General features: G+C 41.7%; 11 protein-coding genes and 2 pseudogenes. 11 read left to right on the forward strand and 2 right to left on the reverse strand.

All coding sequences use genetic code 11. The features are described 5' to 3' along the window. Nucleotides 1-81: 81 nt before the first annotated feature. The 7 genes and pseudogenes from AC5FX4_RS22195 to AC5FX4_RS22225 all read left to right on the forward strand — a co-directional run bounded on the left by AC5FX4_RS22195 (nt 82) and on the right by AC5FX4_RS22225 (nt 5,412). Nucleotides 82-357, forward strand: a complete 276-nt coding sequence (locus AC5FX4_RS22195) for an Rdx family protein (RefSeq protein WP_493608590.1) — start codon at nt 82-84, stop codon at nt 355-357. Nucleotides 358-517: 160 nt separating this feature from the next. Beyond that, nucleotides 518-994 (forward strand): winged helix-turn-helix domain-containing protein, encoded by a 477-nt coding sequence (locus AC5FX4_RS22200; RefSeq protein WP_493608591.1) that lies wholly within the window; start codon nt 518-520, stop codon nt 992-994. Nucleotides 995-1,049: 55 nt separating this feature from the next. Next, a complete protein-coding gene (locus AC5FX4_RS22205; protein ID WP_493608592.1) occupies nt 1,050-1,589 on the forward strand; it encodes an isochorismatase family protein in 540 nt (179 codons plus the stop codon). A gap of 9 nt (nt 1,590-1,598) precedes the next feature. Further along, nucleotides 1,599-2,294: a response regulator transcription factor gene (locus AC5FX4_RS22210; protein WP_493608593.1), complete on the forward strand. Its 696-nt coding sequence runs from the start codon at nt 1,599-1,601 to the stop codon at nt 2,292-2,294. Next, the gene (locus tag AC5FX4_RS22215) at nt 2,291-3,685 is read left to right on the forward strand and encodes a sensor histidine kinase (RefSeq protein WP_493608594.1); all 1,395 of its coding nucleotides are present in this window, start codon (nt 2,291-2,293) and stop codon (nt 3,683-3,685) included. Before AC5FX4_RS22210 ends, AC5FX4_RS22215 begins: the two co-directional genes overlap by 4 nt. A 72-nt stretch (nt 3,686-3,757) precedes the next feature. Continuing rightward, complete coding sequence (locus AC5FX4_RS22220; RefSeq protein ID WP_493608595.1) at nt 3,758-4,633, forward strand: aspartyl protease family protein; 876 nt, start codon at nt 3,758-3,760, stop codon at nt 4,631-4,633. Nucleotides 4,634-5,000: 367 nt separating this feature from the next. Continuing rightward, nucleotides 5,001-5,412 (forward strand): annotated as a pseudogene (locus AC5FX4_RS22225) (GNAT family N-acetyltransferase). 51 nt (nt 5,413-5,463) lie between these two features. On the opposite strand, the gene AC5FX4_RS22230 reads toward AC5FX4_RS22225, so the two are convergent. Together AC5FX4_RS22230 and AC5FX4_RS22235 are read right to left on the reverse strand one after the other, a co-directional pair. Beyond that, nucleotides 5,464-6,273: a substrate-binding periplasmic protein gene (locus tag AC5FX4_RS22230; RefSeq protein ID WP_493608596.1), complete on the reverse strand. Its 810-nt coding sequence runs from the start codon at nt 6,271-6,273 to the stop codon at nt 5,464-5,466. Nucleotides 6,274-6,336: 63 nt separating this feature from the next. Continuing rightward, nucleotides 6,337-8,220, reverse strand: a complete 1,884-nt coding sequence (locus AC5FX4_RS22235) for a methyl-accepting chemotaxis protein (RefSeq protein WP_493608597.1) — start codon at nt 8,218-8,220, stop codon at nt 6,337-6,339. A gap of 175 nt (nt 8,221-8,395) precedes the next feature. Here AC5FX4_RS22235 and AC5FX4_RS22240 point away from each other — a divergent pair, with 175 nt between their 5' ends. The 4 genes and pseudogenes from AC5FX4_RS22240 (at nt 8,396) to AC5FX4_RS22255 (ending at nt 10,917) form a co-directional block, all read left to right on the forward strand. Then, complete coding sequence (locus tag AC5FX4_RS22240) at nt 8,396-9,469, forward strand: porin (RefSeq protein WP_493608598.1); 1,074 nt, start codon at nt 8,396-8,398, stop codon at nt 9,467-9,469. 66 nt (nt 9,470-9,535) lie between these two features. Then, entirely contained in the window at nt 9,536-9,832 is a 297-nt protein-coding gene (locus AC5FX4_RS22245) for a hypothetical protein (RefSeq protein ID WP_493608599.1), read from the forward strand. Between the two features lie 33 nt (nt 9,833-9,865). Further along, nucleotides 9,866-10,510: pseudogene (locus AC5FX4_RS22250) on the forward strand (porin); the annotation flags it as partial. A 233-nt stretch (nt 10,511-10,743) separates the two neighbouring features. Continuing rightward, a complete protein-coding gene (locus AC5FX4_RS22255) occupies nt 10,744-10,917 on the forward strand; it encodes a hypothetical protein (RefSeq protein ID WP_493608600.1) in 174 nt (57 codons plus the stop codon). Nucleotides 10,918-10,966 lie beyond the last annotated feature (49 nt).

Genomic DNA, 10,966 nt, shown 5'->3' on the forward strand with positions numbered 1-10,966 from the left:
ATAAATATGATCATTACACCTTAAGTTTGTAAAAAAGTGTAAAATCATTATATACATACCATATTGTTCAAAGAGTAAATTATGACTAAACCCACCATAACAATACATTACTGTGTTTTGTGCCAATGGTTACTGCGTAGCGGGTGGCTTGCACAGGAATTGCTTTCGACATTCAGCGATGACTTACAACAAGTATCTCTTGCACCAGCGTCAAAAGGGGTATTCAAGATCTACTATAACAATGAGCTTATATGGTGCCGGGAGCAAGATGGCGGCTTTCCTGAAGCCAAAATACTCAAACGGCGAGTCAGAGATAAGCTCGACCCGACTCGATCCCTCGGCCATATAGACCATTAGATAATACTTACAACCAATTACATAAGATTGATTATTGAACAACATTTAGTTAACTTGAGTAAATGCACGTCAGTCTTACTCGTTATTTTGCAATAACGACAATATGCTGATATAAAATATAAAAAGGGTACATCCATTTCACCATTGGATAATAATAAAAATGAAATTCAGTTTTAGCCATTTTGAATTTGACTGCGACAACTTGGTATTAACAAACCAAGGCAAGGTTTTTTCGCTCAACGAGAAGCCCGCAAAGCTTTTAGCTTTACTGCTACTTGGCGCCGATCGCATTCATAGTAAAGATGAAATTTTAGAGGCCGTATGGCCTGGCCGCACAGTAACAAACCAAGTCGTGTTTCAAAGCATTGGCCATTTGCGCGCATTGTTTGGCGACGATGCAATCAAAACGTTTTCCCGCAAAGGGTATCAATGGCAGTTGCCTTTGACAGAGGTTACAGATCAGCAACCGGCGGTTAGTGAGTCAAAAGCACCGAATCAAGCACCTGAACAAGACAGCCAGATAAAAGACACAGCTCAGGTAAGCGTAGAGGTGGACGACAAAGCATCGAAACCAATCTGGGTTGTAGCCGCAGCGGCAATATTGGGACTTGTAGCGGGCGCTTACTTTTTAGTTTGATCAGCCTAAAGTATCTGACTAACCTTTCAGATTAACTCTGTTAGAGGAAGCTCGTATGCTTGTCGCTTCGGACTGTGGACTGATAGTCATTGATATACAAGGGAAACTTGCTCGTATAGTGAGTGGCAACAAAGCACTGATTGCTAAAGCTCGCGCGCTTGTTTTAGGCTGCCAAGCACTTAGCTTACCAATATTATGGCTAGAGCAGTGCCCAGAAAAGCTCGGCGGAACGGTGAGCGAGCTTGCTCAGGTCATGCCCCCAGATGAAGCAATCCGTAAAACCACCTTCAGTGGTGTGTTGAACGCTGAGTTTATACACGCGCTCACCAAAGCAAACAAAACACATTGGTTAGTTTGTGGTATTGAAGCGCACATATGTGTTTATCAAACCGCTGCCATGTTACTGGAGCAAGGAATACATATTACCTTGATTGAAGACGCAATTAGCGCACGAAGCTCGGCTAATAAACAACTCGCTTTAGACAAGTTAAAAAGCTTGGGCGCACAACTCAGTAGCGTAGAAATGTGCCTATACGAACTGCTAGTCGATGCAAATCACCCTCAGTTTAAAACCGTTTTGCACCGAATAAAGTAAGTAAATTCAATGCCTAATACGTATTCAGTACTCTATGTCGAAGATGATCCAAGTAGCGCGGAAATTTTGAGCCTTTACATGCAGCATCAAAGTTTAAACGTGGTTCACTGTGACAATGCTGATGATGCTTTTAGAGCATTAGACAACTTGACTTTTCACTTGGCTGTTCTCGATATCATGCTACCTGGCGGTGATGGTCGAGACATACTAAAAAAAACCGTCTCTAAAAACATCCCTACCATCATGGTTACAGCGAAGGTTGAAGAGTCAGATAGATTAACTGGTTTTGATTTGGGCGCTGATGACTATATTTGTAAACCATATAGCCCTCGAGAGGTGATTTCTCGTGTGCAAGCACTGCTCAAAAGAAGCTATAAAGGTCATCAGAACAATGTACTACGCTTTGCGCACTTATCTATAGATATCGCAAGCAAAGCCGTTTACCTGAGCAAAAAACCAGTGCCGTTAACATCCGTCGAGTTCGCGCTACTTGAAACGCTGGCAGCTGCATCAAACAAAGTATTTTCTCGTGAGCAGCTAATTGAATCCATTTGGGGCAATAATTCTGAAGTAACTGACAGAGCGGTTGATACACATATGGCTAACTTAAGGAAAAAGCTGTCTGATAATAAAAGAGATCCACAATTTATAGCGACACGCTATGGCCAAGGTTATCAATTTATCGCCAAAAAGAGTGCGACATGAAACTCAGAACCAAGTTTACGCTGTTAGTGACCTGTTGCACTCTTGCGTTATTAGGTAGTTATTATCAACTAACCAAATATTCCGCCGAAAAAACATTTATTGCCTTTAATCAGCAAAGCGCTGCCATATTGAGTGATACCTTGCTCGATGATGATGAGGTAGAGCGGACTATAATCAGTCAGCCAAAAAGTTTGCCCCCAGCTCAAGTGGTAGGGCTACTCCATAGCCAGTTTCCCGACAATTTGTTTTTAGTGTTGGACAACGATAATACGCTACATACCTCAACCATTAATAACATCGCGCTTGAAGTGGAACACACAACAATAAATAAGGGTTACCAGTTTACAATTCGCTCCGCACAATTACCCACTATGGTGGTGCATTTAGACAGGGCACAATTAACAATTGACTCCCAGAGTGACCGTTTCCACGTATTTTGGCTGCCTAAATCCATTTTCAAACGCCGTATGCAGCAACATGAGCTTAAAAATGAGCTACTCGATGACTTTATGCTCAACCTGCTCTTATTGTCTTGTATCGCAGCAATACTTTCATGGGCAGGTGCTTGGTATTTTCTATCTCCACTGAAGCGTTTAAAGCATAGTTTTAAGCAAATAGAACAAGGCCACTTAGATACGCGCTTGAAGTTCAATAGAACCGATGAAGTGGGAGAAATAATACAGAGTTTTAATAATTTAGCGGCATGGTTACAAGGGTTGCATCAACAGTATAAACAAATGAATTCTGATTTATCTCACGAACTCAGAACACCCCTCAATGCTGTTCGATCACGAATTGAAGCAATGGAAGATGGCATTTTACCACTGGATCAAAAACAGCTGTCGTTGATCAACCAAGACCTAACAAATATCAACCGTATTATTGATGACTTATGTTTAATTTCGCTGACAGAGTCAAATCAACTATCACTCAACATCACATCGGTAAACTTAAGTGAGCTACTCACTGAGATAGTCGCGCGCTTTGATGAGCGTGCGATTAAGCAGCACGTTAAGCTCTTTCGTCATATTGAGCCAAACGTATTCGCAAGCGCAGACGCCGGCCGCCTCAAACAAGTTATGATCAACTTGCTCGACAATGCGTTCAAATATGGCGCTGATAATGGTCATATTGACATATGCCTAAAGCAACATGACGGCCATGCAATTATTATCGTCAAAGACAATGGCCAAGGTATGCGCCCCGAGCAAACCACACAAATATTCGAACGTTTTTATCGGGTTGATCTAGCGCGCAGCGATAAGCAAAGTCTAGGGCTTGGATTGTCAATTTGTAAGCAACTCACGGAGCTAATGCATGGCTCAATAAGCGTAAAAAGCCAATTGAATCAAGGCTCTCAGTTCGAATTGAGATTATCTTTACAATCTTGATAATTCCCTGACAATTGCGCCGCATACTCACCTCAATCAAAACGATAATGAATAATTGAATGAGGTGTCACAATGAAAACACTAATTGTGAGTTCTTTAGCTTTACTTGTTTGCGCTTGCAGCTCTACACCGAAAGAAGCAACTTCTGCTACTTTTCCTTTAGCATTCACAGAAAAAGGGCATGCATACGTCAACACAACCGTTGGCAACATCAACGATTATCCAATGATTTTAGATACCGCAGCCAACATCGGTGTTATACCGAATAGCTTATTGGCTCAACTGGATGTACCAAAAGACGCAGTGACGGATATGGATGTGCAAGGGGCTGGCGGTTCACATATCCTCACTTCGGTCACGGTGCCCAATACGCAAGTCGGGCAATTTGCGAGTAACGATTTAACCTATGTAGTGCAAGATTTAAAAGGATTAGAGGTAGATGATGGGATAGTGCCAGGCATTCTTGGTCACGGTTTTTTGTCTCAATTTTGTGCCATTATTGACTTCAAACAAGCCAAGTTAACCTTGCAAAAAATCAGTTGCACCAATACCCAGACTCAAGGTTTAAAGAGTGCTGATTTTAGGATAGAAGACCAATTCATTAAAATTAATACCTACTTTAACGGTCAACGTGTAGATAGCGTGCTTGATACTGGCTCGCCAACAAATTTTATTAATTCAACGCTCGCGAATAACTTAGACCTTACTCTACTCGAGAAAGACACATCTAAAGGATTACATGCGTCAAAAACGGAAAAACAAAAAATTGCTTCGCTTAACTTTGCGATTGGTGAACATACACAAACCAGTACATCGAGTTTTGTGTCAGACATGCCCGTATTTAAAGCCCTTGGATATGAAGATAAACCGTTCATTCTCCTTGGTCTTAGCAATTTTAAAAACAACAAACTGGTCTTAGATTACACACAAAATAAGCTTTATTTTTAACACTTTGATGGGGCTTATCCCCATCTACGCCTTTATATTAAAAGCCGGATAAACTAAAAGAATAAAATGAAATAAGTGCGCAATAGTGATTGCCAATATTCTCGGGAACTCGCCGTCATTTATATTTCAAACTAAGGTCTATTTTCAGGTATCTTACTGATTTTATAGCTTTGTTATTGACTGCCTAGTGAGTGTCGCTGTGTATCGCTCCACCAGTTTATGTCAAGGTTTATTGAGGCCATTAAGCATTGAACTGACAACCTGTCATATACCCCAACACTTAAGCTAAAATGCCCTTACAAAGCACTGTTTATTTACACATACATTTAATGTGTGCTCCTTACCTGAATAAACAGGAATGTAAATGATGACTTTTCATATTGAAGAAAAGGTCCCAAGCCCAAACGAATTTTGTGCTCTACGAGTTAAAGCTGGCTTGTCACCAAAGTCACTCAAAAGCCGCAACGATTGGACTTCCAAACAGCCTATATGCCATTTCTATCCGAAACAAAGATACGCTCATTGCCATGGGCAGAGTGGTCGGGGATGGTGCATGTAACTTCGAAATCGTAGATGTCGCTGTAGACCCTGACTTTCAAGGGCAAGGGTTAGGTAGAAAAGTGATGGAGCACATAGACCATTATTTATCTGGTGCTACTCTTGAAGGCTCTTATGTTTCCATGATTGCAGACGAACCTAAGTTTTATGAAAAACTTGGCTATCGACTCGTATCTCCAGCAAGTCATGGTATGACAAAAAAGTTTTCTCCTGTTACTTAACAATCTATGGTGAGTGGCATCAGTCAAAATTAACGGAGTCTAATCCGCTATTTATTCAATCCCCATTTCAATGGCTTGGTTTGCTAACACTGTTTGCAAGGCTTCATCCATTTGGGCAACAAATTCATGTTTAAATGGAAATTTATCTGTTGCATTCTTTAGATAACCAATATGCGCTGTGCGTCGCAGTATGACTCTATCTTCCACAATGGAGCTCAAATCAATTTCTGGATGAACACGCTTAATATTACTCACGCCAAGCAAAGTCGATAGCCTGTCATTGATGTAACAATCAATACGCTTTTTAGCCAATTTCATGACATTAGAAAAAGTATCTTTATTTTCCCACAGCTGAATTTTTTGCTGACGCTGCGCTTGTTTCATCACGTCATCCAGAATTAAATAACCTGCGTTAAGGCCTACATTGATAGGCATTGCTGTGGTATCTCGATTTTCAATATTCTGTAACGTGACGCCTTTATTGCAAAATGCCACAACCTGCTCTTCCAGAAGGGGCACAGAATAAGGCCAAATAAATGGGCGCTGTTTGATGTGCTTATAAGGGGGCATAAGCGCAAAGGCTTCCCCTTGCTCTAAGGCTGCCACGCCTCTTTTCCAAGGAACAGGATGAAATTCCACCAAGTATTTTTTATCCATCAGTGCAATCGCTTGGCGTACTAAATCAACATATATTCCCGCAGGCTCACCATTACTTACATAGCTGTATGGCGGGTAACTATCGTCAATCAAAATCGTCACGCGGTATATAGGATTAGCATGAGAAGAAGGCGTAAACAGCATTAACGAGTAGCTCATCAACACCATAATCAGTGCATTGAACGGACTATTGCCGACACGCATAAGGGACCATTTTTGCAAAGCACTTTAGAAATTTGACCCAATCGCACATAACCTAAAAACCCCCTACAGAGTAAACTTAGAAAGCAAGTTTTCTTGCTCGTGTGCGTGTTCAGCGAGTTTATCGCTGGCACAATATTGCTTGTCAGCGAAACTCCCCACTTCTACGCTAATATCATTAATATAGTTGGTGTTTTTATTGATTTCTTCAATCACCACACTTTGCTCTTCGATTGCTGTCGCGATTTGGATATTTCTGTCCATCAACTCTTTGACTGCTTCTGTGATTTCATTGAGCATTTCGGTCGCATGATCAGTTTGTGATACACATATTTCGGTTTTATCTCGGCTGCTCCCCATAGATTGCTGCACTTGGCTAGAAGACACCTGTATTTGGTCGATCATTGCCTTGATCTCGGTGGTTGATTCTTGTGTTTTTGACGCCAATGAGCGCACTTCATCTGCCACAACCGCAAAACCACGACCCTGCTCACCCGCCCTCGCAGCCTCAATAGCCGCATTTAAAGCAAGCAAGTTAGTTTGCTCTGCAATGCCATTGATCACCGACAGAATATTCTCAATGCTTTGGCTATACTCAGCCAGTTGATTACTGAGCTTATGAGACTGTTGAATGTCTTCCGATAGTGCCGTAATTTGACTTTTTGCTTGTGCAAATACGCTTTGGCCCTCGGCGGCTTTATCATTCACTGACGTGATTGCGCTGGCTGCTTGCTGCGCATTGCCAGCAATTTCATTCGACGTCGTACTCATTTCATGCATCGCAGTCGCTAAGTTTTCGATCAAACTGACCTGTTCGTCTAGCTTTTTCATTGAATCAGATGCCAGTACTTTTGCTGAGTCACTGCTCGCTACAACCGTATCGGCCCGCGCTTTAACATCACTGACCAATTTTTGTAGTGACGCTAAAAATAAGTTGAATTGATGTGCGACCACCCCACATTCATCTTCATTAATGATCTTAAGCCGCCGCGTCAAATCCCCTCCTCCACTGGCCATTCCAGTAATTGCGTGCTCCAATTCCTTCAGTGGTTTAAGCAAATGCAGTGCTAAAGCCCGAATACATACAACGCCAAAAAAGACGGCTAGCACAGAGATAATCAATGAGTTTAAAGTAATGTTCGACAATGTTTTATAAGCCAAAGATTTGTCGATTAACACCGCCAAATACCAGTTAGTTCCAAACTGATTGTCCAACGCATGCAGATAAAATAACTTAGTGCCATCTTTAGTTTTCACTTCACTCAGTTGTTCAATGTTATTCATCGAAAGTGAAGCGTAAATTTGCTGAATAGGTTTACCGTTAAATTCATTATTTTGGTGCGTAACCACGGTACCATCGTCGTCAACTAAAAATGCGTAACCTGTTTTGTCAAAATTCACGGCGTTCACGCTTTTGGCAATCACATCTAAACTTAGATCGCCCCCTAGAACTCCTTGTAAACGGCCATTAGCATTGACCGGTGACACCACTGACAGCAATAACTCGCCCGTAGACGCATCAGTGTATGGACTCGTAAAAGTCGTTTTTTGTTCATCTTTACCAAGCTGATACCAAGGCCGCTGTCTAAAATCGACACCTGCAGGATTTTTTCTATTGGGATCATTCGAACGTAATTGCGTTTCGTTTTCTAGTGTTCCAAACACCAGTAAGAATTCATCTTTGAAAAAGGGCGAATTAATTTTGGACTGAAACGCATCAGCACTGAAGTCTTGCGCTATCAAACTACCCAGCAAGTTTATTTGATTTGCCTTGTTGGCGAGCCAATTGTCAATGCTAATCGCCAGCAACGCCGAGCTATCACTCACATACGCATGTGTTTTCGCTTTCATTGAATCACTGACAAACCAATAGGTCGATAAAGTGGTGATGCTAATGATGATCAAGATAACGATTGCAGACGTAAGAGAGAACTTAGTGCGGATTTGCATGTGGCTACCTGAATAAAAATCATACTATTCGACAAAGTGTTGTCTATAATTCGACTATTAGCAACTATCCAAAGTGCCTGTAATGCGAATTAATCAGCGACTTTCTAATCTCCTCTTTACCTTTTTATCTATAAGTTTATGCAGTTCAAGTATCGCATCAGAACGAAAGGTAACAATGGCTGATATTGAAGCCCTAGAAGCACAACTCGCGCAATTGAAAGCGCTCTTTTTACAGCAAAGCAAACCAGCGCGCCCATTACCCGATAAAGAGAATACAACACCGCCGTCCAGTAAAAATGAAACCGTTCAAACACAAAACAATAAAATATTGGTGGATGTATACAGTACGGTCAGGCCCACTTTTGGCTTGTTAGAACAAAATGATCACAGTAATTGGGATGTCAGGGACGCGCTCTCTCATACCGGTTTCAAAGTCACTCACGAGTTTATGCCTGGGTGGAAAGCCGAGCTTCATGGCGAGTGGGGGATCGATTTAGCAAATGAAGGAAACTTTGGTAAATCTCGCCGAGCTTATACTGCACTCTCAACGCCGTATGGTCGTTTTGGCATTGGTAAACAAAGGCCTGCTCAATATTTATTTATCGCCGAGTACGTAGATATTTTCAATCACTCCAGCAGCCCTTTTGCCTACGACCCTGAAAGTATTTTCTTTATCGATAATTTATTGAGCTACCGCTTTGAAAGTGGACCTTTCACGTTTGTCGCTGTGGGCCAGTTTGATGGCGAAGATGGCAGTAATCAAAGCGATTTATTCAATACGGGGTTGAGCTATGACCAAGATGGTCTTCATGCTGCCATTACCTATCAGCAAAATGACGTTTATGACAATGCACTTCGCTTGGGAGAAAACCGCATTTGGGCAAGCTCGCTAGCATATCAGTTTACCAAACGTCTTTATGGTGCAGTATCGTATCAAGACAAAGATTATCAAAGAGTGGGCACGGCTTTATCGCGACAGGGTCATACTTTTGACTTGTCGTTGGCCTACCAACTTGCCCGTCATTACAAACTCAAAACGGGTATTTTCGATTTTGAAGATGGCTTTGCTGATCACGACGGCAACAATCAGAGCTTTGATGGCTTTAACATCACGTTAGAGTGGCTACCAACGCCCCCACTGCGCGTACATCTTGAGTACTTAAGCAAGTCGTTTGATAACCAAGACGAATTTGACTCAATTTCTATTGGCTTTAGATATGACTTCAAACAACAGTGGCAATTTGAGTAAACATTTGGCGCATTGTGATCAACAAAAAACGGCATTCTAATGACGCGTATTTAGTCGAGTAGCAGAATGAAATTTAACGCAATATCTCGGTGCATATCGGTATGTTTACTGATGTTTATGAGCTTTGTCAGCTGTGCTAAAAGCAATGCGCAACCCGCTTCCCCTGAAAGCACTTCCAATACAAAGCTCACTGATATTCCAGCAACCACAGCGGTTGTTTATACAGCCTTCAAACCCATGGGAAACCTAATAAATACGCCATCGTCCAATACGTGGTATTTACGCGATGAATTATCATTCAGTGGCACTAAGTTTATTCATCAACATGCCACAAACTGGAAGAGTGAATTGCACGGTGAATGACGAACAGGTCTCTCATCTGACAGCCATTTTGGAAAATCTAGACAGGCCTATGCAGCCATTAATGGTCCTTTCGGACGCCTAGCATTCGGTAAACAACGCACCGTGAGCTTTGACTTTTTCGACAAATATTTGGATACCTTTAATCACGCGAACAGCCCTGATAACCTACCTCCAGGAATTCAGTTTTTCATTCGTAACATGCTGTCGTACAAATATAATTACAACAACTTCACTTTTGTCCTTGCAAAGCAAGTGAATGAATCTGTTGAAAATAACTTGGCTGATATTTTTGAAACTGGTTTGAGTTATGAGCGCAATGGCGCTCATGCATCCGTGACTTACCAAGAAAATACGATTTACAATCAAGGCATACATCTAGGCGACAATATCGTACGCAGCGCATTAGTGGTTTACCCCATTAGCGACAAGCTCTATGGCTCCGTGAGTTATGTTGACCGAGATTATCAACGCCCCGCGGGCTTATCAGTACGAACAGGCCATACTTTCGACCTATCGCTTTCCTACGAATTAGTATCTAATGTCAGAGTCAAAGTACGTTCGACCGATTTTGACAATGGCCATGTAGTAAAACACCCAATGAATCGAAGCTTTAAGGGCTCCATACAACCATTGAATGGCAACCAACAAATCCACTGCGAATACACTTTGAGTTCATAGATAAGTCTTTTGATAGCCAGCCAAACGTGAAATTGTTCGCTTTAGGCATAAAGTATCAATTGATTAAACGACATCAAATTAGACAAAGCCCGTCATTTACGTATTGCGAAACAAGCGTAGTCACATCACGCTCACAAAGTAACCAAAAAGGGTACTCAACATTTCAAAGGTTTGTTAGACTGTTCACGTATTCGCCTATTTTCATTATAAAAACACAACAAGAGGAAAATAATATGAAGCTTAACTTAACTAAAAAGAAACTTAAGTCACTCAGCAGTAAGCACAACTCAATTGAGAAAAACGCGACTCCTCAAATCGCCGGCGGTGCATCGCGTTATGCATGTTACACCATCGAATACTGCCAAACTCTTGAGCACGTGTGCTTTGTTAGCCGAGCTACCTGCTAAGTAACTCGCTCACTTATGGCAACTTCTGTTATGCAGTATGGTTGCCATG

The organism is Pseudoalteromonas sp. ATL1 (genome assembly GCF_058933015.1).

Excerpts from the sequence above, each read along its gene's own strand:
- AC5FX4_RS22255 (WP_493608600.1), top strand. The coding sequence starts at position 10,744 with ATGAAGCTTAACTTAACTAAAAAGAAACTTAAGTCACTCAGCAGTAAG.
- AC5FX4_RS22245 (WP_493608599.1), top strand. The coding sequence starts at position 9,536 with ATGAAATTTAACGCAATATCTCGGTGCATATCGGTATGTTTACTGATG.
- AC5FX4_RS22220 (WP_493608595.1), top strand. The coding sequence starts at position 3,758 with ATGAAAACACTAATTGTGAGTTCTTTAGCTTTACTTGTTTGCGCTTGC.
- AC5FX4_RS22200 (WP_493608591.1), top strand. The coding sequence starts at position 518 with ATGAAATTCAGTTTTAGCCATTTTGAATTTGACTGCGACAACTTGGTA.
- AC5FX4_RS22210 (WP_493608593.1), top strand. The coding sequence starts at position 1,599 with ATGCCTAATACGTATTCAGTACTCTATGTCGAAGATGATCCAAGTAGC.
- AC5FX4_RS22195 (WP_493608590.1), top strand. The coding sequence starts at position 82 with ATGACTAAACCCACCATAACAATACATTACTGTGTTTTGTGCCAATGG.
- AC5FX4_RS22215 (WP_493608594.1), top strand. The coding sequence starts at position 2,291 with ATGAAACTCAGAACCAAGTTTACGCTGTTAGTGACCTGTTGCACTCTT.
- AC5FX4_RS22240 (WP_493608598.1), top strand. The coding sequence starts at position 8,396 with ATGGCTGATATTGAAGCCCTAGAAGCACAACTCGCGCAATTGAAAGCG.
- AC5FX4_RS22235 (WP_493608597.1), bottom strand. The coding sequence starts at position 8,220 with ATGCAAATCCGCACTAAGTTCTCTCTTACGTCTGCAATCGTTATCTTG.
- AC5FX4_RS22230 (WP_493608596.1), bottom strand. The coding sequence starts at position 6,273 with ATGCGTGTCGGCAATAGTCCGTTCAATGCACTGATTATGGTGTTGATG.
- AC5FX4_RS22205 (WP_493608592.1), top strand. The coding sequence starts at position 1,050 with ATGCTTGTCGCTTCGGACTGTGGACTGATAGTCATTGATATACAAGGG.